The organism is Pseudomonas parafulva (assembly GCF_000800255.1).
GTDB classification, from domain to species: Bacteria; Pseudomonadota; Gammaproteobacteria; order Pseudomonadales; family Pseudomonadaceae; genus Aquipseudomonas; species Aquipseudomonas boreofloridensis.
In genome coordinates, this window is record NZ_CP009747.1 from 2549489 (window position 1) to 2571927 (window position 22439).

The following is a 22439-nucleotide window of genomic DNA, read 5'->3' on the forward strand; positions in this document are numbered from 1 at the left end:
CGCCGCGTTCATGGCCGGGCCTCGCCGCTGGCGGCAGTCTTGCCGCTGTCCTTGAGGGCTTTGGTGACTTCCGGCGGCATGTACTTCTCATCGTGCTTGGCCAGCACTTCGTCGGCCACCACCACGCCGTCGGCGTTGAGCTTGCCCAGGGCGACGATCCCCTGCCCTTCGCGGAACAGGTCCGGGAGAATGCCCCGGTAGGTGATGGGGACCGACTTGTTGAAGTCGGTGACCACGAAGCGCACGTCCAGCGAATCGGCCGAGCGCTTCACCGAGCCCTGCTCGACCATGCCGCCAGCGCGAATGCGTGTGTCCAGCGGCGCCTCGCCATTGGCGATCTGGGTCGGGGTGTAGAACAGGTTGATGTTCTGCTGCAACGCACTGAGGGCCAGACCCAGGGCGACGGCCACGCCGACCAGCAGGGCGAGGATGAGCAACAGGCGTTTCTTGCGCTGCGGATTCACTGGTGGTTCTCCCGGCGCAGACGACGCGCCTCTTCTTGCAGATAGCGGCGGCGCGCCAGCACCGGCACGGCGACGTTGATGGCCAGCACGACCAGGCAGAGGCCATAGGCCGACCAGACGTAGAGCCCATGATGGCCCATGGCGAGGAAATCGGCGAAGGAGGCGAAACTCATCGTGCGGCCTCCCGACCCAGGCTGCCGAGCACCTGCTCGCGGACCCACTGTGTGCGCGCTTCGCGGCGCAGCACTTCAAGACGCATGCGCAGCAGCAGCACGGCACCGAAGAAGCAATAGAAGCCCAGCACCGTCAGCAGCAGCGGCAGCCACATCTCGGCGGGCATGGCCGGTCGTTCGGTGAGCGTGAAGGTGGCGCCCTGGTGCAGGGTGTTCCACCACTCGACCGAGTACTTAATGATCGGAATATTGACCACACCGACGATGGCCAGCACGGCGCAGGCCTTGGCGGCGCTGTCGCGGTTACCGATGGCCTGGCCCAGGGCGATGATGCCGAAATACAGGAACAGCAGGATCAGCATCGAGGTCAGGCGGGCGTCCCACACCCACCAACTGCCCCAGGTCGGCTTGCCCCAGATGGCGCCGGTGACCAGGGCCAAGGCGGTCATCCAGGCGCCGATGGGGGCCGCGCACTGCAGGGCGACGTCGGCCAGTTTCATCTTCCACACCAGCCCCACCACGCCTGCCACTGCCAGCAGCACGTAGCAGGACTGCGCCAGCATGGCCGCCGGCACGTGGATATAGATGATGCGGAAGCTGTTGCCCTGCTGGTAGTCCGCCGGGGCGAAGGCCAGGCCCCAGGCGATGCCTGCCAGCAACAGCAGCACCGCCGCGACGCTCAGCCAGGGCAGCAGGCGGCCACTGAGGCTGTAGAACCATTTTGGCGAGCCCAGCTTGTGGAACCATGTCCAGCTCATTTTCATCAGGGTACATCCAGGGTCTTTGCCGGGCTTCGCTGCCCGGAACTCGTTATTCGCCGACGCTGATCCTCAGGCCGGCCGCTATCGCAAAGGGTGTCAGTGTTACCGCAAGGGCCGTGAGGCTGGCCAACCAGAGCAGGTACCCGGTGGCGGGCATATTCTGCAACGCCGCCTGCAACGCACCACTGCCCAGGATCAATACCGGGATGTACAGCGGCAGAATCAGCAGCGCCAACAGCAGTCCACCGCGCTTGAGACCCACGGTCAGCGCTGCGCCCACCGCACCCAGCAGGCTCAGCACCGGCGTGCCGAGCAGCAGTGAGCCGAGCAGCACCGGCAGGCAGGCGCTGGGCAATCCGAGCATCAGTGCCAGCACCGGCGCCAACAATACCAGCGCCAGGCCAGAAAAGGTCCAATGCGCCAGCACCTTGGCCAGCACCAGCAGCGGCAAAGGCTGCGGCGACAGCACCCACTGCTCCAGCGAACCGTCCTCGAAATCGCTGCGAAACAGGCCGTCCAGCGACAGCAGCACCGCCAGCAAGGCGGCGACCCAGACCAGTCCCGGCGACAAGGTTTGCAACAATTGGCTCTCGGGACCGACCGCCAGCGGGAACAGCGCCACGACGATGGCGAAGAACACCAACGGGTTGGCCAACTCTGCCGGACGCCGGAACAGCAGACGCGCCTCGCGGCGCAACAACAACGCAAAGACCTTCATGCTGCCCACTGCCCCAGATTCAGTTCGCGATAGCCGCCCGGCTTGTGTTGCAAGCTGTGGTGCGTGGTCAGCACCACCGTCCCGCCCTGCTCGCAATGGCTGGCCAGGTGCGACTCGAGCTGGGCCACACCCTGCTTGTCGAGGGCGGTGAAAGGTTCATCGAGAATCCACAGCCCAGGCCCGTCCAGGTACAAGCGGGCCAGGGCCACGCGTCGCTGCTGACCGGCCGACAGCGTGTGGCACGGCACATCTTCGAAGCCGCGCAGGCCGACCTGGGCCAATGCCTGCCAGATGGACGCGCGGCTGGCGGGTCGATGCAGGGCGCAGAGCCAGGCCAGGTTCTCCTCGGCGCTGAGCAGCTCCTTGATGCCCGCAGCATGGCCGATCCACAGCAACACGCTGGCCAGGGCCTGGCGCTGCTCGCCCAGGGCACGGCCGTTGAGCAGGATCTGCCCGGCCGTCGGCTGCATCAGCCCGGCCAACAGGCGCAGCAGGCTGGTCTTGCCGCTGCCGTTGGGACCACTGACCTGCAACATGTCGCCGGGGCACAGTTCAAAATCCAGGTGTTCGAAGAGCAGACGCCAGTCGCGCTCGCAGGCAAGGTTCGCGGCTTGGAGGTGGAAGGTCACGGTTTCGCCTTATGCTGTTCAGGGTCCGGCACCCGCTGCTTGCAGGTTCACCCAGCCCCTCTGCAGGAGCGGGCTCAGCCGCGCAACAAACGACGCCGAACACGCCGGTGTCTCAAGTCGCCCCGCGCGTGGCCGTTAAACTACCCGTGGCGAGGCGCCCGGATTATACATGGACGCCCAGGCTGTCAAGAGAGCTGGCTCGACAGGTTGTATACAATCATGACCGAAATCAATAGTCTCAGCGCGCAGAGCGCCTTCGCCGCCCAGGTAGCCAAGGCCAGCCTGACCGGCGAACTGCTGCGCCTGACACAATCGCAACCTGGCCTGATCCCCAACGGCGAGACCGCCCAGGCCGAGGTGGTGAACCTGCGGCAGAACGGCGCAGACTTCACCCTGACCCTGCGCCTGATGTTGCCCGATGGCAGACCCGTGCAGCTTCAGGCCAACGCCACCCAACCGCTGCCACCCGGCAGCCAGGTCACCGTCGGGCAACTCGACAGCAGCCGCCTGGCCGTGGCCGTGCAGCAGGCCAGCGCCAGCAACATCGCCACCCTGACCCAGCTCGACACCCGCCAGATCCCTATCGGCACCCTGTTACAAGGTAAGGTACTGACCAACCTGCCACTGCCGGTCGAAGCGGGACAGGCACCGGCCTTCCGCGCACTGGTCAGCCTCCTCAACAGCAGCCAGGCCGGCGCCACTCTGGCCATTGACAGCCCGCGCCCGTTGCCCGTCGGCAGCCTGCTCAGCGCCCTGGTGCAAGGTGACCAGTCACTGCGCTTCGTGCCCCTGAGCGGTCGCCAGGACCAGTTGGCCATCGCCCAGCAACTGCTCACCCAGCAAGGCCGTCAAGCTTCGCTGCCCGCCCTGCTTGGCGCGCTTCAACAACTGTCCAGCGCGCCCAGCGCCGACCCTGCACTCTCGGCCAGCGCCTCACGGTTGCTGGCCAGCCTGCCCGACCCCGCTCAACTGGGCGACGCCAAGGCCGTCGCCCAGGCCCTGAACAACAGCGGCGCCTTCCTTGAAGGCAAGCTGCTCGCAGGCCTGGGACCGGGCGTTGCGCCAGACCTCAAGGCGCAACTGGTGCGTCTGGTGGCGCAGATCCTGCCCAGTGTGCCGGGCAATCAAGCCCTGGCCGCCGCCACCCTGGCCCAGGCGCTGCCGGCCTTGGCCCGTGGTGCGCGCGGTCTGCTCGACCAGGTCGGCAACCGCCCGCAGCCCGGCATGTTCCCGCTGCCGTCGCGGCTGTTGCAGAACCTGGAGGACACCGGCGACCTGCAGCAGTTGCTGCGTCTGGCAGCGGCGGCGATTTCCCGGGTACAGAGTCACCAATTGGCCAGCCTGCAGCAGACCGGCACCACCGAGACCGGCAACCAGCAGACCACCTGGCAAAGCGAGATTCCCCTGCGCCACGGCCAGGAGTTCCTCCCGGTACAAGCCAAGCTGCAACGCGAAGAAACCCCGGAACAGCACGCCGACCCGCACCGCGCGCAGCGTGACCCGCTCGAATCGCTGTGGCGTATCGAGCTGGCCTTCGACCTGCCGCCGCTCGGACCGCTGCAGGTGCAGGCGCAACTGAGCCAGGGGCGTCTCAGCGGCCAGTTATGGGCCGAACGTCCACAAACCGCCCGCTTGATCGACAGTCAGCTCGGCAGCCTGCGCGAGCGTCTGCTGGCCCGCGGTCTGGACGTCGGCGACCTGGCCTGCCATCCCGGCGCGCCGCCCCAGGGCCCGCGCACCCGCCTGGAACAACGTTGGGTGGATGAAACCGCATGACAGAGCGCACACCACGCCAGGCCATCGCCCTGAGCTATGACGGCGAGCAAGCCCCAACCCTGAGTGCCAAAGGCGAGGACGCCGTGGCCGAGGCCATTCTCGCCCTGGCCCGCGAGCACGAAGTCCCGATCTACGAAAACGCCGAGCTGGTCGGCCTGCTGGCGCGTCTGGAGCTGGGCGAGCAGATTCCCGAGGCGCTGTACCTGACCATCGCCGAGATCATCGCCTTCGCCTGGCAACTGCGCGGCAAGCTGCCACCAGGCTTCGACGACACGCCGCCCGAGCCACGCGACATCACCCCGACGCTGGCCTTGCCTGCGCCCGACGACAGCACTATCTAACGCCTGCCCCGCCCCCCATGGCGCCAAGCTCGGTCCTCCACTGCTCTGCACGGAGGCCCGACGGCCATGTCCCCTCTCCCCGCCGAAAACCTGCACCTGGTGCACGCGGCACTGGTCGATTTCCCGCGACCGGATGCTCTGGCCGAAACCCTGCTGCGCCCGTGGCTGAAAGCGCGAGGCATCGACACGCCTGCGCAGGAAATCGACGTCGTCACCTTGCACTACCAGCTCGAACCGCTCGGCGAAGGCCGGCAGCATTTTCGTGAAAACGCGGTGATCACCCAGAAAATGAGTGCAGTCCAAGCCCTGCTGAGCAATTGGCAAGGCGAAAGCGCCGAGGGCTATGGGGGCTTTCACTTCGGTGATTGGGCTGGGATCGCACCCAGTGGCGTGCTGCACCTGGTCGAACGTCTGAACACCGAGGGCACCTCGCCAGGGTTCTCGGCTTATCGGGTGTTCAACGGCCTCTATCGACGCCAGACACCGGCGCTCTATGGCCCCGCTACGCGCCTGCCGGTGCGCGCCGAAGACTTCCAGGCGCTCATCTGGGGACTGCACCTGAACACCCTGTACAAGGCGCAGTTGGATAGCTACTGGTCGGCTCATCTGAACGACTACCAGCGAGCCCTGAAGATCAACTTCATCGCCGCCTGCAATCGGCAAGTCGCCGAAGGCAGTCTCAGCGAAGAGGCGCGGCAGATGATCTGGCAGGCCGCGGGCATCTCACGTCAGGACAGGTTCACGCTCAAGGTCTCGCTGCTCAACGTCTACGGCTACGTCGCCACCTCGCTGCTGTGCTTGCGTACCGAGGACAGTGCACTGACTTTGTTGTATATCCCAGGCAACAGCAGTCCGTTCCTGAGCTTCGACACCCCCTTGGCGATGAAGCACTGGTTCGCCCGCCAGTGCCAGTCGGCCGACCGCCGCGCGGCGCTTCTGACGCTCTTCAGCCCGCTCGACTGGCCCGATGGCCTGGATTTCAGCGGCCTGCAAACCGCACTGGCGGGCCTGGGTCGCTATCCGCAGCCACACCGTTTCCTGTCCTCCCATTCGGGCTTCGCAACCAGTGGGCTATGGACGCCCGAGTTGATGGTCGACTACCGCGCCGACCACTACAACCCGCCCATTACCGAAGAGCTGTTCGGCTACCTGGCGCGCCACCAGCAACAGCGCGCCTATGCCACGCTCGACAGTCAGGTCGTCAGCAATCAACAGATCGAAAAGCTTCGCGCGACCCGCTATCTGAACATCGCGCTGGTGATGCTGGCACCGGTCGCGATGGTGATCCCTGCCCTGGCGCCGCTACTGGCCGCAGGCGGCCTGGCGCAGTTCAGCCTGGGCCTGGACCGTGTGCTCAACGGCCGCTCGCTGGAGGACAAGGTCGCTGGCGTCCAGGACCAGGTATTCGGCCTGTTCAACGCGCTCCCTCTGGTCGGCACGGCGGCGGCCCGATCGAGCGCGCTGTATCGCTGGTGCCGCCCCGGCTTCGTCAGCTTCAGGCAGTTGCTGCAAGGCAGCGACAGCGCCGAGGCATTGGCCCTGCAACCGGCCGAGGCGGCGTTTCGCGAGCCCACCGTACAAGCGTCCACGCAAACCGCTGCCGTGGTTACCCGTATCGACGAAAGCCTGCGCCACCGCTTCGCAGCCTGGCTGCAAACAGAGGCTGGGCTGGAGAATGACTGGGTCTGCTATGAGCTGAACACCGACAGCTTCATTCGGCTGTCACAGATCCGCCAGGAAAGCCCGCCACGCTGGATCGTCAGTGCCGAGCACGCCAACGCTCTGGTACCCATGACCGACAGTAGAACCGTCAGCGACCTGCAGCGCATGGCCACGCTGCGCGCCTTGGGTATCCACGTCGATCTACCGCTGGACTACACCCCCTACCAAAACATGTCGCGCACGCCGCTGGAGCCTTTGATCACCAGTGTCTGGCTGGGCGATCGTCGTCTGGGCGAGCCGTTCATCGACGCCATCGCTCACAACGCCCGGGCGCTGCACGGTAGTCGCTACGAATATCAGTTGCTGCTGTCACGCCAGAACGTGGCGAACTTCGACCACAACGTCAGCCAGCTCAATGCGGTGGCGCCGCGGCTACGAATCCGCATCCTCGAAGAACAGCCGTTCTTTCTCGAATTCGAGCGCTCTGCCTATTACCCGCAGTACCAAGCGGCGCTGCGCGGCGACGGCCTGGGCGCCACGCATTTCAGTTCGGCCTGCGACATCCTGCGCTATCGCGTTCTCAAGCACTTCGGCGGCTTGTACATGGACACCGACGACAGCCTGTTGCTGCCCAAGGACGGTAGCGTCGCCCTGCCCCTGGAGCAGCAGGACCTGCGTTGCAGCGCCGACGGGCTGCTGCTGGCGCAACCGGTGTCCAACGACCGGCTAGGCATGTACATCAAGTTCAACAGCAGCCTGATCGGCAGCCATGCGGGCAATCCGACCCTGGACGCCATTTCCGACGAGATCCTGCGACGCTACCGCTTGGAGCCCACCTTCTACGACCACCATCCGGACCCGGACCTGGATCCGGTGGGTCTGCACCACTATGCCCGCCGCCTGAACCTGCTGACCGGTCCCGGCGTGCTCAACGATGTGATCGACCAGCATCTGCCGTGGCTGCGCCAGTTGCGCGAGACCTGCACCCTGCTGGCCTCGCCGGTCCACGACGTGTTCAGCGTGGTCAACAGCCGTGCGCTGATGGACGCCCTGGCCAGTTTCGCGCCCCTGGGCGATGTGGCCGACATCGGCCGCGCCCATTCCTGGTTGAACCACTGATCGGCACCGTACGACACCGCGATCCTCAACCCTCGACCCAGGTATCTGCCATGATCCCCATCCCCTATCTCAACGCCAAAGGTATCGATTTCGCCCGCCAGCACCTGGCGGCCTTCCCTCGCCCAGACCGTCAGGCCATCGCGGCACTCGACCAGTGGCTGCCCAGCCAAGGCATCGACGTACCTGCCGAGCAGATCGTTGCCGCCACCCTGCATTACCAAGCCGGCAGCGACGGCTGGAACGGCGTCGTCGTCCAGCGACAGAGCCTGGCGCAGGCGCTGCTGAGCAACTGGCAAGCGCCGCCGGATCTGGAGGCCGTACCGCACCTGCTCCGGCCGCAGCAGCCGCCAGGCAGCGCGCGGCACATCCGCATCGTCTCCGCCCTGCAGCCGCCGCACCAGACCGGAGCGCAGAACTACTACGTACTCAGCGGCCTGTTCCGGCGCAGCGAGCCCCAGGTCTATGACCAGCACAGCATGCTGCCGCTGTCGGTGTCGGCATTTCAGTCGTTCGTCTGGGACCTGGATTTCAACCGGGCCTACAAGGCTGAGCTCGACGCTTACTGGTCCGAGCATTTCGACAGCTACCGCGACTCGCTGAAACTGAACTTCATTGCGGCATGCAACAAGCAGATCAGCGAAGGCAGCCTGAGCGATGAAGGACGGCGATTGGCGTTCAGGGCTGCCGGGGTGATGCACTCGCCGCTCCCGATCGATGTACGCATGCTCAATGTCTACGGTTACGCCAGCACCGACCTGGTGTGTTTGCAGGCCCAGGGAAGCGACCTGATAGTGCTGTACGTGCCAGGCAATGCTTCGCCGCTGCTGAGTTTCGCCAATCAGGGCGAGTTGCAGGATTGGTTCGGCCAGCAATGCCGGAGTGCGCCCACGCGCGAGGCCCTGCAAGCGCGTTTCAACCCGGCCGATACCCCGGACGGCCTGAGCTTCAGCGGGCTGGAGACGGCCTTGGGCGGCCTGGGGGTCTACCCCCATCTCTACCATCTGGACAGCCAGCGGCCTGGCTTCACCGCCGCTGGGGTCTGGGCACCGCGCGAATACGTCAACTACAAGCCGTCCAGCTACAGCCCGACGTTGAGCGGCGACCTGTTCCACACCCTGGCCACGCGATACCGCCAGCGCAGCTATCAAGACGCCGACTTCCTCATCCACGCCGACAGCGAAGTCAGCAAAGCCCGCTGGCGTGGCTACCTGTCCTCGGCCATGACCTACCTGGCTCCCCTGGCGTTGGCCGTGCCGGAGCTCTGGCCGCTGTTTGCCGTCGGCGGTATCGCCCAGTTCGGCCTGGGCCTGGACCAGGCCCTGCAAGCGCGCACGCAGTCTCAAGCCAGCGAAGGCCTGGAGGCGATGGTGTTCGGCCTGTTCAACGCGGCGCCACTGGCGCTGGAGAGCGCGGCCAGGATCTCGACCCTGTTGCGTGTAAAAAGCGACAACTTCGTCTTCCCCTCCCGGGTCAACGAACGCTGGGGCTACCCGCTGAGCCCAGTGTCACCGCCGCACCTGCCCGATCTGGACATGGCCCCTTACTTCCACGTGTCAGACCCCATTGCGCCAGTGGCCGGTGCCGATCCTGCGGTGTCGGCAGCGGTGGTGCGCAACTGCCTGTACGACGGCACGCCGGATCGCCTGGAGGCCTCCCTGCATGGCTACAACGCCGAGGTGGTGTACGACCTGGAACAGGATGCGTTCATGTGCGAAGAGGATATCAATGAGGTCAATCCGCGCTACTTCACTGCCCGCCCCGGCCGGCGTGACCTGGCCCGGGTCGACGTGCGCCAGCGTCCGGTCGACGACGCCATGCGCAGCGCCAGCCTTCGCGCATTGGGTGTCGATCTGCAACTGCCTGTCGTGTTGCCCGAGCCGGCGACGCAAGCCCTGCAGCCCATTGCACGAACGCTGACGTGCCTGTGGGTCGGCGACAAGGTGCTCTCCGAGGCCTTGATCGCCAACCTCGCGCACAATGCGCAACTGGTGCAGGACAGCAGTTACACCCTGCGCCTGCTGCTGTCGCGGGCGACCCCTTCGGCGTTCGAGCAGAACCTCGCGCAGTTGGTCCGTGAGGCCCCCAGCCTGCACGTGCTGCCACTGGAGGACCAGGCATTCTTCGTCGCCCTGCGCAACAGCAAGTACCACACGCACTATCAGGCTGCCATTGACGGTGGTGCATTCGCCGCAGCCTCGGACATCCTGCGTTACCGCATGCTGTACCACGACGGCGGACTGTACATGGATGTGGACGACACGCTGCTTGGCGCAGGAGGCTATCGACAGTTCGAGAATGGGGTCGGCGTCGGTACGCCGGGAGAGGCGCTGGACGCGGTGGAACTGGCGACAAGCCCCGATGGGCTGCTGTTGCAGCCGCCGATCAGCAACGAAACCCTGGGCATGAACTGCCTGTTCAACACCAGCTTCATCGGCAGCCACGCGGGCAATCCTACGCTGGAGGCCATTTCCGAAGAAATCCATACCAGGCTGTCGCAAACGCCGGACTTCCATACCTGGCGGCCGACATTCGCCGAGGATCCAGCGGCCTTCTATCGCTACGCCCGACGCCTCAGTGCGCTGACCGGACCGCGCGTGGTCACGGACGTGATCGACCGCCGGCTTGCCGCCCTCACCCAACTGCGCCAAGTGGCGAACCTGGGCTGCATGAAGATCGTCAATCTAGGCCTGTTCGTCGATCTGGACCGCTACACCGAACTGGTGCGCCGTCTCCTGCCACTCGACCGCCTGGCCAAGGTAGGCAGCCTGCACTCCTGGGCCAAAGGCTGATCCCGGCGTGTTTCAGCCCAATGCCAAGCGGCCCACGCGCGCGTCAGGGCGCCTGTGGGCCACTCAGCCGCGGTGCAGGCGGCTCATCAGCTCGGCCTCGGCCTGGGTCAGGCCACAGCTCTGCGTCAGTTCCTCGACGCTGGCGCCCATGCCCACCAGCTTGGCGGCCTGGGAGAAGGTGACGCTGTTGGGATCACGCTGCTCCAGTTGCAGCAGCTTCTCCGGCAACGGCGCCACCACCGCGCGCAATTCGTGAATCGCTTCGCCCATGCGCACGGTCACGTTCTGGTAGTCGTCCAGCCGCTTGGCCAGGTCCTTGATGCGCTGGTCACGCAGCGCATCGCCCTGGGCCTGCTGGGCGGCCAGCTCGCGCTGGCGCTTGCTGTAGTTGAGAAAGAACCACAGGCTCAGCGCCCACAACAACGCGAGCAAGATGACGGCAGCCTCGAAGATCACCTCAGATGTTCTCCAGCTCCGACCACTCTTCCTCGCTCATCATCTTGTCCAGCTCGACCAGAATCAGCAGTTCGCCGTTCTTGTTGCACACGCCCTGGATGAACTTGGCCGACTCTTCGTTGCCGACGTTCGGCGCGGTCTCGATCTCCGACTGACGCAGGTAGACCACTTCGGCCACGCTGTCGACCAGGATGCCGACCACCTGCTTGTCCGCCTCGATGATGACGATGCGGGTGTTGTCGGTGATGTCCGACGGCATCAGGCCGAAGCGCTGACGGGTGTCGATCACGGTGACCACGTTACCGCGCAGGTTGATGATGCCCAGCACGTAGCTTGGCGCGCCCGGAACCGGGGCGATCTCGGTGTAGCGCAGGACTTCCTGCACCTGCATCACGTTGATGCCGTAGGACTCGTTGTCCAGACGGAAGGTGACCCATTGCAGGATCGGATCTTCGGAACCTTGTGCAGACGACTTCTTCATTACCCTAGCCCTCTCAGTCCGCCGGTGGCGGTGTGCTCGTTATGGTCGCAGCAGCTGCGGCGCCGATTCAGTTGTGTGTGATGTTCATCTGCTTGACCGCGCCACTGGCGATCAGCTCGGCCAGCTCGGCAACGTCGAGCAAGGCGCACATGTGTTCGATGACCGTGCCCGCCAGCCAGGGGCGCTGACCGCGCTGGCTGCGCCATTTGATTTCCTGAGGGTCCAGGCGCAGCGAGCGGCTGACCTGATGCACGGCCAGGCCCCACTCGTAGCCCTGCACCGAAATCACGTAGTGCAGGCCTTGGCGGAAGTCGTCGCGGTAGCGGTCGGGCATCACCCAACGCGCGGTGTCCAACACCTTGAGGTTACCGGCCTGGCACGTGAGGATGCCGAGGAACCAGTCGGGCTGGCCGAACAGCGGCGTCAACTCCTGCCCTTCCAGGCTGTAGATCGAGCCCAGGCACACCAGCGGCACCGCCAGGGTCAGCCCGGCGACGTCGAACAGCAGGCACTCGAACGGCTCCGCCGCCCAGGCCGGACGACCGTCGACGGTGGCGGGGGGCACCGGCGCGCCAGGCGCCGGCAAGTGCACATCGACCAGCGGCGCGACGGGCTCGACGACCTGCGCTTGGCGCGTGGTGTCCGCGGCCAATTCACTGGCCTGAACCGGCGACGCGTCGTCCACGCTGACGTCGGTTTCAGGCGGCAGCACCGTAGGCAGAACGCGCGGCGCGGGCTCGGCGTAGGGCCGGGGCTCGACGGGACGGCGCGCATCGCGGGCCTGCTCTTCACGCACGGCAGCGGCAAATTCGTCGCTGGGGGCTTGTTCGAGCGCTGGCGCACTCGCTTCGGGCAATTCTTCGAACTCGGTGGCGTCCTGCAGCAGGCCATCGAGATAGGATTGCAACGCCAGTTGCGGCTTGCTGGTGATCTGTGGAGCGTGATTCATCAGGCCACCTGCAGGGCGTTGCGGTAAGAGAGCAGGTGCTTGAGCAGCGCCCGGTATGCGGTGACGCCACGGCTCTTGCCGTCGAACTGCGAGGGCGTGACGCCATTGCGACTGGCATCGCGCAGGCGCGTGTCGACCGGAATATAGCCCTGCCAGACCTGCTCGCCATAGGTGTCGCGCAAAAGCTTCAAGGTGCCGAGCGAGGCTTGCGTGCGGCGGTCGAACAGCGTTGGCACGATCTGATAAGGCAGCGCCTGCTTGCGCGAGCGGTTGATCATGGCCAGGGTGCCGACCATGCGCTCCAGGCCCTTGACCGCAAGAAACTCGGTTTGCACCGGAATCACCAACTGCTGGCTGGCCGCCAGCGCGTTGACCATCAGTACGCCGAGCAGCGGCGGGCTGTCGATCAGGGCAAAGTCGAAATCCTGCCACAGCTGCGCCAGACTCTTGGCGATCACCAGGCCCAGGCCGTTCTGCCCGGGCGACTGACGCTCGAGCACGGCCAGCGCCGTGCTCGAGGGCAGCAGCGAGATCCGCTCGTGGCTGGTGGGCAGCAGCAACTGCCCCGGCAGGCCCTCGGGCACGCCGCCCTTGTGCAGGAACAAGTCGTAGCAGCTGTGCTCGAGTACGTCGGGATTGTGCCCGAAATAGCTGGTCATCGAACCGTGCGGGTCGAGGTCGACGACGACCACGCGCTTGCCCGCCTCGGCCAGCAGACCGGCCAGAGCGATGGTAGTGGTGGTCTTGCCGACACCACCTTTTTGATTGGCTACTGCCCAGACTCTCATCGTGCGTTGCTTCCTCCCGACATGGGCGCAGGTCCCTGCGGGAACGGTCTATAAATTCGGTGACGGAGATTTGACGGGATCGCGCCCGGCCGTCGTGGCTGGCGAAGCTGGTGCACTTTGTGTGCCAGCACGGCGCAATGCCGCGTCCGGCGTGGCATTGGCCGTGCCCGAACCGGTCAGGCTGCGGCGCACTTCCAGGTTGCGCGAGATCACCAGCACCACCCGGCGATTGCGCGCACGGCCATCGGCGCTGTCATTGCTGGCCACCGGCTGGTATTCGCCATAGCCCACCGAGGCCATGCGCGCCGGGTCCACCCCGTCCATCGCCAGCAGGCGTACGATGCTCGCCGCGCGCGCCGAGGACAGCTCCCAGTTGGTCGGATACTGCGCGGTACGGATCGGCAGGTTGTCGGTGAAGCCTTCGACATGCACTGGGTTGGCGAACGGTTTGAGGATCTTGGCCACCTTGTCGATGATCTCGAAGGCGGTATCGCTGGGCATGGCATCGCCGCTGCCGAACAGCAACGCCGAGTTGAGCTCGATCTCGATCCACAGCTCGTTGCCACGCACGGTCATCTGGTTGGAACCGATCAGGTCGCCGAAGGCAGCGCCGATCTCGTCACTGATGGTTTTCAACGCATCAGCGCTGCTCTGGCCGAGACCGGCATCGACCTGGTCGCTGTCCTTGATCAACGGCTCGGCAGGCTTGACCGTCAGTGGACGCTCGTCGCCGATGGGAATCGGCCGCAGGCTGCGCTCGGGGTCGTTGAAGACCCCGACCAGCGCCTGGGAAATCACCTTGTACTTGCCTTCGTTGATCGAGGAAATCGAGTACATCACCACGAAGAAGGCGAACAGCAAGGTGATGAAGTCGGCGTACGAGACCAGCCAACGCTCATGGTTCTCGTGCTCCTCGGTATGACGGCGACGGCGCATGGTCTACTCCATGAAGCCTTGCAGCTTGAGCTCGATGGAACGCGGGTTCTCGCCTTCGGCGATCGACAGCAGCCCCTCCAGCAGCATCTCGCGGTAGCGCGACTGGCGCAGGACGATGGCCTTGAGCTTGTTGGCCACCGGCAGCAGCACCAGGTTGGCGCTGGCCACGCCGTAGATGGTGGCGACGAAGGCCACGGCGATGCCATTGCCCAGTTGCGACGGATCGGCCAGGTTGCCCATCACATGGATCAGGCCCATGACCGCACCGATGATGCCGATGGTCGGCGCATAGCCGCCCATGCTTTCGAAGACCTTGGCAGCCTGGATATCGCGGCTTTCCTGGGTGAGAAAATCCACCTCCAGAATGCTGCGGATCGACTCCGGTTCGGCGCCATCGACCAGCAACTGCAACCCTTTGCGGGCATAGGGGTCAGGTTCGGCATCGGCCACGCCTTCCAGGCCCAGCAGGCCTTCCTTGCGCGCGGTCAGGCTCCAGTTGACCACCCGGTCGATGCCACCGGCCAGGTCCACGCGCGGTGGAAACAGGATCCAGCGCAGAATCTGCAGCGCACGCTTGAACGCCGACAGCGGCGACTGCAGCAGCGCTGCGGCCAGGGTACCGCCCAGCACGATCAGCCCGGCAGGTCCGTTGAGCAAGGCACCGACATGGCCACCTTCAAGGAAATTGCCGCCGACGATGGCGACGAACGCCAGGATCAGGCCGATGAGGCTGAGCACGTCCATCAGACGCAGGCCTCGACCAGGTGGCGCCCGATGTCGTCCAGGCTGTATACCGCATCGGCGAGGTTGGCCTTGACGATGGCCATGGGCATGCCATAGATCACGCAACTGGCCTCGTCCTGGGCCCATACGGTGCTGCCGCCCTGCTTGAGCAGGCGCGCCCCTTCGCGGCCATCGGCGCCCATGCCGGTGAGCACCACCGAGAGCACCTTGTCGCCGTAGGTCTTGGCTGCCGAACCGAAGGTGATGTCCACACACGGCTTGTAGTTCAGGCGCTCGTCGCCAGGCAGGATCTTCACCGTGCCACGGCCATCGACCATCATCTGCTTGCCACCGGGCGCCAGCAGCGCCAGGCCAGGACGCAGCACGTCACCGTCCTCGGCTTCCTTGACGCTGATCTTGCACAGCTTGTCGAGACGCTCGGCGAAGGCCTTGGTGAAGGCGGCAGGCATATGCTGGATCAGCACGATCGGGGCCGGGAAGCTGGCCGGCAGTTGCGTCAGCACCCGTTGCAGGGCCACCGGGCCGCCGGTGGAGGTGCCGATGGCGACCAGCTTGTAGGGTTTGCGCTTGGGCGCCGGCGAGTGGCTGGCCGCCGGCGCGCTCGGACGTGTCGGGGCGGCACTGCGAACGGGCGCAGGGCTGCTGGCGACACTGCTCGGCGCTGAGCTGCTGCTCGGCGCGCTGGTCGCCGGGCTGGGCGTCGGGCTGGAGAAGCTGCTGAAACGGCGGTTGCTGCGGGAAATGGTATGCACCTTCTCGCACAGCATCTGCTTGACCTTGTCGGGGTTGCGCGAGATGTCCTCGAAGTTCTTCGGCAGGTAGTCCACGGCGCCAGCGTCCAGCGCATCGAGGGTCACGCGCGCGCCTTCGTGGGTCAGCGAAGAGAACATCAGGACCGGGGTCGGACAGCGCTGCATGATATGACGCACGGCCGTGATGCCATCCATCATCGGCATCTCGTAGTCCATGGTGATCACATCGGGCTTGAGTGCCAGCGCCTGGTCGATCGCTTCCTTGCCGTTGGTCGCGGTGCCTACGACCTGGATGGTCGGGTCCGCCGAGAGGATTTCAGAGACACGGCGGCGGAAGAAACCGGAATCATCCACCACCAGGACCTTGACTGCCATAAACACTCCATTAGACGGCGCAACCGCCAGGTCGCGCCGCCGAAATCAAATACGCCGGGCGGCGTAACGCTTGAGCATGCTCGGAACGTCGAGGATCAGCGCGATACGACCGTCGCCGGTGATGGTGGCGCCGGACATGCCCGGAGTGCCCTGGAGCATCTTGCCCAATGGCTTGATCACCACCTCTTCCTGGCCCACCAACTGGTCGACCACGAAGCCGATGCGCTGGGTGCCGACCGACAGGATCACCACGTGCCCTTCGAGTTGCTCCTCATGTTGCTGGTCCTGGACCAGCCAACGCTTGAGGTAGAACAACGGCAGCGCCTTGTCGCGCACGATCACCACTTCCTGGCCATCGACCACGTTGGTGCGCGACAGGTCCAGGTGGAAGATCTCGTTGACGTTGACCAGCGGGAAGGCGAAGGCCTGGTTGGCCAGCATCACCATCAGCGTCGGCATGATCGCCAGGGTCAGCGGCACCTTGATCACGATCTTCGAGCCCTGGCCCTTGGCCGAGAAGATGTTGATCGAGCCGTTGAGCTGGGAAATCTTGGTCTTGACCACGTCCATGCCGACACCGCGGCCAGACACGTCGGAGATCTCGGTCTTGGTCGAGAAGCCCGGGGCGAAGATCAGGTTGTAGCAGTCCGACTCGCTCAGGCGGTCGGCCGCGTCCTTGTCCATCAGGCCCTTTTCCACGGCCTTGGCGCGCAGCACGTTGGGGTCCATGCCCTTGCCGTCGTCGGAGATCGACAAGAGGATATGGTCGCCCTCCTGCTCGGCCGACAGCACCACCCGACCGGTGCGCGCCTTGCCGGACGCCTCGCGCTCCTCGGGGGTCTCGACGCCGTGGTCGACGGCGTTGCGCACCAAGTGCACCAACGGGTCGGCGAGGGCCTCGACCAGGTTCTTGTCCAGGTCGGTCTCTTCGCCGACCAGTTCCAGGTTGATCTCTTTCTTGAGCTGGCGGGCGAGGTCGCGAACCAGGCGCGGGAAGCGGCCGAAGACTTTCTTGATCGGCTGCATGCGCGTCTTCATGACCGCGGTCTGCAGGTCGGCGGTGACCACGTCGAGGTTCGACACGGCCTTGGACATGGCCTCGTCGCCGCTGTTCAGGCCCAGGCGCACCAGGCGGTTACGCACCAGCACCAGTTCGCCGACCATGTTCATGATCTCGTCCAGGCGTGCCGTATCGACGCGCACCGTGGTTTCCGCTTCGCTGGCGCCATGCTTGTCGGCGGCCGGCGCCGCAGCGCGTGCCGGGGCGGCGGCAGCGGGCTTGGCGGCGGCGGCCGGTGCAGGCTTGGCCACCGGCTTGCTTTCAGCCTTGGCCGCAGGCGTTGGTGCCACAGCAGTCGCAGCAGCAGGTGCCTCGGCAGCTACGGCGTCACCGCTGAACTTGCCTTTGCCGTGCAACTGGTCCAGCAGCGCTTCGAATTCGTGGTCGGTGATGTGCTCGCCGGCAGGCTCGGCGGCGGGCGCGCCGGCGGCGGCTTCAGCCTTGGGCAGCCCATCGGCGGCGAAGGTACCCTTGCCGTGCAATTGGTCGAGTAGGGCCTCGAATTCGCTGTCGGTGATTTCGTCGCTGGCCGGCGATACTGCCGCAGGCGTGTCGCTCTCGGCCACGTCCGGCGAGAACTGGCCCTTGCCATGCAACTGATCGAGCAGCGACTCGAATTCGGCGTCGGTGATTTCGTCGGCATTGCCGGAGGCAGCCTCGACCGGCGCCTGCTCGGCCGCTTCGGCCTGGGCCTTGACCGCATCCAGGGAGTCGAGCAACTGCTCGAACTCGGTATCGGTGATGTCTTCGCTGGCCGCTGGCGGCTCGACCGCCGCCGGCGCTTCGACCACGGCGGGCGCGGCGACATCCTCACCGGCAGGTTCGGCCAGGCGTGCCAGCGCTGCCAGCAGTTCCGGCGTGGCGGGGGTGATCTCGCTGCGCTCGCGGACCTGGCCGAACATGCTGTTGACCGTGTCCAGTGCTTCGAGCACCACATCCATCAACTCGGCGTCGACCCGACGCTCACCCTTGCGCAGGATGTCGAAGACGTTCTCGGCAATGTGGCAGCACTCCACCAGCTCGTTGAGCTGGAGGAAGCCGGCGCCCCCTTTTACAGTGTGAAAACCGCGAAATATGGCGTTGAGCAGGTCCGCATCATCGGGCCGGCTTTCCAGCTCGACCAGTTGCTCGGACAGTTGCTCGAGGATTTCGCCGGCTTCTACCAGGAAATCCTGAAGGATTTCTTCATCGGCGCCGAAGCTCATTAAACGTGCTCCCTAAAAACCCAGGCTGGATAGCAGATCGTCGACATCGTCCTGACCGGACACGACGTCTTCACGCTTATCGGCATGAATCTGCGGACCTTCACCCCGGGCTGGATGTTTTTCTTCATCTTTTTCAGCACGCAATTGATCGTGGTCATGTTCGATACCGGCAAAGCGGTCGACTTGACTGGCCATCAACACGAGTTTGAGCAGATTGCTTTCGACCTCGGCGACCAACGCGGTGACCCGCTTGATCACCTGCCCGGTCAGGTCTTGGTAGTCCTGGGCGAGCAGAATGTCGTTGAGGTGACCGGCCACCTTGCGGTTGCCTTCGGCGCTGTGCGTCAGGAAACCGTCGACGCGCTTGACCAACTCGCGAAACTCGGTGGCCGGCACTTCGCGACGCATGAAGCGCTGCCAATCGGCCGACAACGTCTGCGCCTCGGCCGACAGGTCGTTGAGCACGGGCGTGCTCTCCTCGACCAGGTCCATGGTGCGGTTGGCCGCGTTCTCGGTCAGGCGGACCACGTAGGACAGCCGTTCGGTGGCGTCGGTGATCTGCGACACTTCCTCGGCCTGCGGCATGCGCGGGTCGATCTGGAAGCTGACGATGGCGCTGTGCAGCTCACGGGTCAGCTTGCCGACCTCTTGATACAAGCCACGGTCTCGGGTCTGGTTGAGCTGATGGATCAGCTGCACCGCCTCGCCGAACTGGCCGCGCTCAAGGCTCTGCACCAGTTGTTCGGCATGCTTCTTCAGGGTCGACTCGAACTCCCCCAAAGAATCTTTTTTTGATTCCATAGCGCCCCCAGACATGCTTCAGCCGTTGACGCGTTCGAAGATCTTCTCGATCTTTTCTTTGAGCACCTGCGCGGTGAATGGCTTGACTACATAGCCGTTGACCCCGGCCTGAGCCGCTTCGATGATCTGCTCGCGCTTGGCCTCGGCCGTCACCATCAGCACGGGAATCCCCTTGAGCCGGTCGTGGGCGCGCACCTTGCGCAGCAGATCGATGCCGGACATGCCGGGCATGTTCCAGTCGGTCACCAGGAAGTCGTAGTGGCCACTTTCGAGCATCGGCAACGCCGTGACGCCGTCGTCGGCCTCTTCGGTGTTGGTGAAGCCCAGATCACGCAACAGGTTCTTGATGATCCGCCGCATCGTCGAGAAGTCGTCAACGATGAGGATTTTCATGTCTTTGTTCAATTAGACCTCCAAGCAGTCTTAAACGCGCTCGTCTCACAAGCGCGCGCTCAATCAATTCGGCACCACGTACAACGACTGCAGCGAATCGGGGCTCAGCGTGCCCGCCATTCTCCCAGGCGGCTGCGCAGACGCGCCGCGCACTGGCTGTGCAACTGGCTCACGCGCGATTCACTGACCCCCAGCACTTCCCCGATCTCCTTGAGGTTCAGTTCCTCGTCGTAGTACAGGGCCAGGACCAGACGCTCGCGCTCCGGCAGGTTGGCGATCGCATCGGTCAGCGCGGCCTGGAAGCGCTCGTCTTCCAGATCGCGCGACGGCTCGACCTGACCACTGACCCCATCCTCGTGCAGCCCCTCGTGTTCGCCGTCCTGCAGCAGGTCGTCGAAACTGAACAGACGGCTGCCCAAGGTATCGTTCAGGATCCCGTAATAATCGTCGAGACCCAATTGGAGTTCGGCAGCAACCTCGTGATCTTTAGCGTCACGACCGGTTCTTGCTTCGACGCAGCGAATCGCGTCGCTGACCATACGCGTGTTGCGGTGCACCGAACGCGGCGCCCAGTCGCCCTTGCGCACCTCATCGAGCATCGCACCGCGGATGCGAATACCGGCGTAGGTCTCGAAGCTCGCGCCCTTGCTGGCGTCGTATTTGTTAGCCACCTCCAGCAAACCGATCATGCCGGCCTGGATCAGGTCTTCGACCTGCACGTTGGCCGGCAGGCGCGCCAGCAGATGGTAGGCAATACGCTTGACCAGCGGCGCATAGCGCTCGACCAGCTCGTATTGGGCGTCCTTGGAGGCTTTGCTGTACATCTTGAAACCGCTCGCGTTCATAGCACCGGTCCCGCGCTGGTGGGTTGCACCAGGCGCTCGACGAAGAATTCCAGGTGGCCGCGCGGGTTGGCCGGCAACGGCCAGCTGTCGACCTTCTGCGCAATGGCTTTGAATGCCAGGGCGCACTTGGAGCGCGGGAACGCCTCGTAGACTGCGCGCTGCTTCTGTACCGCCTTGCGCACGCATTCGTCATAGGGCACGGCGCCGACGTACTGCAAGGCAACGTCGAGGAAGCGGTCGGTGACCTTGGTCAGCTTGGCGAACAGGTTGCGCCCTTCCTGCGGGCTCTGCGCCATGTTGGCCAGGACGCGGAAGCGGTTCATGCCGTAATCGCGGTTGAGCAGCTTGATCAAGGCGTAGGCGTCGGTGATCGAGGTGGGCTCGTCGCACACCACCAGCAGCACTTCCTGGGCGGCGCGCACGAAGCTGACCACCGAGTCACCGATGCCCGCAGCGGTGTCGATCACCAGCACATCGAGGTTGTCGCCGATTTCGCTGAACGCCTGAATCAGCCCGGCATGCTGTGCCGGCGCCAGGTGCACCATGCTCTGGGTGCCGGAGGCCGCTGGCACGATGCGCACACCGCCCGGCCCCTGCAGGAGCACATCGCGCAACTCGCAGCGCCCCTCGATGACGTCGGCCAGGGTGCGTTTGGGCGTGAGCCCCAGCAGCACATCGACGTTGGCCAGACCCAGGTCGGCGTCCAGCAACATGACCCGGCGGCCGAGCTCGGCCAGTGCCAGGGACAGGTTCACTGAAACGTTGGTCTTGCCGACGCCACCTTTGCCACCGGTGACGGCGATCACCTGTACGGGATGCATGCTACCCATGTCTGTTATTTACCTTGTCTCGCGTGGGACTTGCCCACTTGAAGGGTCGCTGTCGACTCCCGGGCGCCGTGCATCGTCAACCTACGCGCTTGTCGGGATTGTGGTAGAGATCAGCGAACATGTCGGCCATGGCCTCCTCGCTGGGATCTTCCTGCAACTGCACACTGACAGCGCGACTGACCAATTGGTGCCGGCGCGGCAGCTGTAGATCGTCAGGAATGCGCGGACCATCGGTGAGATAGGCCACGGGCAGTTCATGACTGATGGCCAGACTCAGCACTTCGCCGAGGCTGCCGGTTTCGTCGAGCTTGGTCAGGATGCACCCGGCCAGGCCACAGCGCTTGTAGCTGTGGTAGGCGGCGGTAAGCACCTGCTTCTGGCTGGTGGTGGCCAGTACCAGGTAGTTGCGCGCGGCGATGCCGCGCCCGGCCAGCGACTCGAGCTGCATGCGCAGGGCCGGGTCGCTGGCCTGCAGGCCGGCGGTATCGATCAGCACCACGCGCTTGCGCAGCAGCGGTTCCAGGGCTTGGGCCAGCGATTGGCCCGGGTCGACGTAGGTCACCGGCACGTTGAGGATGCGGCCCAGGGTCTTGAGCTGCTCCTGCGCACCGATGCGGTAGCTGTCCATGCTCACCAGCGCCAGGTTGTGCGCGCCATACTTGAGCACGTAGCGCGCCGCCAGCTTGGCCAGGGTGGTGGTCTTGCCCATGCCGGCCGGACCGACCATGGCGATCACCCCACCCTCTTCCAGCGGCTCGACCTCCGGCACCTGGATCAAGCGCGCCAGATGCGCCAGGACCATGCGCCAGGCCTGGCGCGGCTCGTCGATCTCGCCGGCCAGTTGCAGCAGCTCGCGGGCGATCGGACCGGACAGGCCCAGGCGCTGCAAGCGCCGCCAGAGATTGGCCTGCTGGGGCTTGTTGCCCTGCAGTTGGCCCCAGGCGAGCGAGCCGAGCTGCACTTCGAGCAATTCGCGCAGGCCCGAGAGCTCGGAGCGCATGGCGTCGAACACGCGGCGATCGACGCCCGACACGGCCGCAGCCGGCGCGGCAGCGGGCGCCTCGACATGCGGCTCGACCAGCGGTTCAGAGGCGGTCAGCGAAAGGCCGGCGAACAGTTGACGGTTGCCCGCCTCGACGTCGCCACGCCCGTCCAGTTCGGCCTGGGCGGTAGCGATACGCGATTGGGTCTTGCGCAGCTCGTCTTCCAGCTCCAGGTTGGGCACGCGCGGGGCCAGGGCGGACAGTGTGTAGTCCAGCGCGGCCGTGAGCTCGACACCACCGGCAATGCGCCGGTTGCCGATGATCGCGGCATCGGCACCAAGCTCATCGCGGACCAGTTTCATGGCCTGACGCATGTCGGCGGCGAAAAAACGCTTAACTTGCATAACCC

22 protein-coding genes are annotated in these 22439 nt (G+C 65.1%); 4 read left to right on the plus strand and 18 right to left on the minus strand.

The window, feature by feature from the left end; genetic code table 11:
- Positions 1–8: 8 nt before the first annotated feature.
- From ccmE to ccmA, 5 genes are read right to left on the minus strand one after another with little or no spacing between them, the layout of a single operon-like run.
- A complete protein-coding gene (gene ccmE, locus NJ69_RS10770) occupies positions 9–464 on the minus strand; it encodes a cytochrome c maturation protein CcmE (protein ID WP_029614973.1) in 456 nt (151 codons plus the stop codon).
- On the minus strand, positions 461–637 hold the full coding sequence (gene ccmD, locus NJ69_RS10775; RefSeq protein WP_029614972.1) for a heme exporter protein CcmD: 177 nt from the start codon (positions 635–637) through the stop codon (positions 461–463). The genes ccmE and ccmD overlap by 4 nt, the downstream gene beginning before the upstream one ends.
- Positions 634–1401 carry a heme ABC transporter permease gene (locus NJ69_RS10780; protein ID WP_039578886.1) on the minus strand — a complete coding sequence of 256 codons (768 nt, stop codon included), beginning with the start codon at positions 1399–1401 and terminating at the stop codon, positions 634–636. The genes ccmD and NJ69_RS10780 overlap by 4 nt, the downstream gene beginning before the upstream one ends.
- A 46-nt stretch (positions 1402–1447) precedes the next feature.
- Positions 1448–2116 carry a heme exporter protein CcmB gene (gene ccmB / locus NJ69_RS10785; protein ID WP_029614971.1) on the minus strand — a complete coding sequence of 223 codons (669 nt, stop codon included), beginning with the start codon at positions 2114–2116 and terminating at the stop codon, positions 1448–1450.
- Entirely contained in the window at positions 2113–2745 is a 633-nt protein-coding gene (ccmA, locus tag NJ69_RS10790; RefSeq protein WP_039578888.1) for a cytochrome c biogenesis heme-transporting ATPase CcmA, read from the minus strand. The genes ccmB and ccmA overlap by 4 nt, the downstream gene beginning before the upstream one ends.
- Before the next feature lie 219 nt (positions 2746–2964).
- On the opposite strand from ccmA, the gene NJ69_RS10795 reads away from it, so the two are divergent.
- From NJ69_RS10795 to NJ69_RS10810, 4 genes are all read left to right on the plus strand, one after another.
- A complete protein-coding gene (locus NJ69_RS10795; protein WP_039578891.1) occupies positions 2965–4521 on the plus strand; it encodes a flagellar hook-length control protein FliK in 1557 nt (518 codons plus the stop codon).
- The gene (locus tag NJ69_RS10800; RefSeq protein WP_029614969.1) at positions 4518–4862 is read left to right on the plus strand and encodes an EscU/YscU/HrcU family type III secretion system export apparatus switch protein; all 345 of its coding nucleotides are present in this window, start codon (positions 4518–4520) and stop codon (positions 4860–4862) included. Before NJ69_RS10795 ends, NJ69_RS10800 begins: the two co-directional genes overlap by 4 nt.
- A gap of 66 nt (positions 4863–4928) precedes the next feature.
- Complete coding sequence (locus NJ69_RS10805) at positions 4929–7643, plus strand: dermonecrotic toxin domain-containing protein (RefSeq protein ID WP_039578894.1); 2715 nt, start codon at positions 4929–4931, stop codon at positions 7641–7643.
- A 50-nt stretch (positions 7644–7693) separates the two neighbouring features.
- Complete coding sequence (locus tag NJ69_RS10810) at positions 7694–10432, plus strand: dermonecrotic toxin domain-containing protein (protein WP_039578897.1); 2739 nt, start codon at positions 7694–7696, stop codon at positions 10430–10432.
- A gap of 63 nt (positions 10433–10495) precedes the next feature.
- Here the strand turns inward: NJ69_RS10810 and NJ69_RS10815 are convergent, their stop codons facing one another.
- The 13 genes from NJ69_RS10815 to flhF all read right to left on the minus strand — a co-directional run bounded on the left by NJ69_RS10815 (position 10496) and on the right by flhF (position 22434).
- Entirely contained in the window at positions 10496–10888 is a 393-nt protein-coding gene (locus tag NJ69_RS10815) for a DUF2802 domain-containing protein (protein WP_039578900.1), read from the minus strand.
- A 1-nt stretch (position 10889) separates the two neighbouring features.
- The gene (locus NJ69_RS10820) at positions 10890–11369 is read right to left on the minus strand and encodes a chemotaxis protein CheW (protein ID WP_029614967.1); all 480 of its coding nucleotides are present in this window, start codon (positions 11367–11369) and stop codon (positions 10890–10892) included.
- Positions 11370–11436: 67 nt separating this feature from the next.
- On the minus strand, positions 11437–12318 hold the full coding sequence (locus NJ69_RS10825) for a CheW domain-containing protein (protein ID WP_039578902.1): 882 nt from the start codon (positions 12316–12318) through the stop codon (positions 11437–11439).
- On the minus strand, positions 12318–13106 hold the full coding sequence (locus NJ69_RS10830; protein ID WP_039578904.1) for a ParA family protein: 789 nt from the start codon (positions 13104–13106) through the stop codon (positions 12318–12320). Before NJ69_RS10830 ends, NJ69_RS10825 begins: the two co-directional genes overlap by 1 nt.
- A 48-nt stretch (positions 13107–13154) precedes the next feature.
- Positions 13155–14042, minus strand: coding sequence for a flagellar motor protein MotD (motD, locus tag NJ69_RS10835; protein WP_039578905.1), 888 nt, complete (start codon positions 14040–14042; stop codon positions 13155–13157).
- Positions 14043–14045: 3 nt separating this feature from the next.
- Complete coding sequence (locus NJ69_RS10840) at positions 14046–14786, minus strand: flagellar motor protein (protein WP_039578908.1); 741 nt, start codon at positions 14784–14786, stop codon at positions 14046–14048.
- Positions 14786–15913, minus strand: coding sequence for a protein-glutamate methylesterase/protein-glutamine glutaminase (locus NJ69_RS10845; protein WP_039578910.1), 1128 nt, complete (start codon positions 15911–15913; stop codon positions 14786–14788). The genes NJ69_RS10840 and NJ69_RS10845 overlap by 1 nt, the downstream gene beginning before the upstream one ends.
- 45 nt (positions 15914–15958) lie before the next feature.
- Positions 15959–18178 carry a chemotaxis protein CheA gene (locus NJ69_RS10850; RefSeq protein WP_039578912.1) on the minus strand — a complete coding sequence of 740 codons (2220 nt, stop codon included), beginning with the start codon at positions 18176–18178 and terminating at the stop codon, positions 15959–15961.
- A 12-nt stretch (positions 18179–18190) separates the two neighbouring features.
- A complete protein-coding gene (locus NJ69_RS10855; protein WP_029614960.1) occupies positions 18191–18979 on the minus strand; it encodes a protein phosphatase CheZ in 789 nt (262 codons plus the stop codon).
- Positions 18980–18997: 18 nt separating this feature from the next.
- Entirely contained in the window at positions 18998–19372 is a 375-nt protein-coding gene (locus NJ69_RS10860) for a chemotaxis response regulator CheY (RefSeq protein WP_162889548.1), read from the minus strand.
- 104 nt (positions 19373–19476) lie between these two features.
- Positions 19477–20217 (minus strand): RNA polymerase sigma factor FliA, encoded by a 741-nt coding sequence (gene fliA, locus NJ69_RS10865; RefSeq protein ID WP_029614958.1) that lies wholly within the window; start codon positions 20215–20217, stop codon positions 19477–19479.
- Positions 20214–21056: a MinD/ParA family protein gene (fleN, locus tag NJ69_RS10870; RefSeq protein ID WP_205419329.1), complete on the minus strand. Its 843-nt coding sequence runs from the start codon at positions 21054–21056 to the stop codon at positions 20214–20216. The genes fliA and fleN overlap by 4 nt, the downstream gene beginning before the upstream one ends.
- A 67-nt stretch (positions 21057–21123) precedes the next feature.
- Positions 21124–22434 carry a flagellar biosynthesis protein FlhF gene (flhF, locus tag NJ69_RS10875; protein ID WP_039578918.1) on the minus strand — a complete coding sequence of 437 codons (1311 nt, stop codon included), beginning with the start codon at positions 22432–22434 and terminating at the stop codon, positions 21124–21126.
- Positions 22435–22439 lie beyond the last annotated feature (5 nt).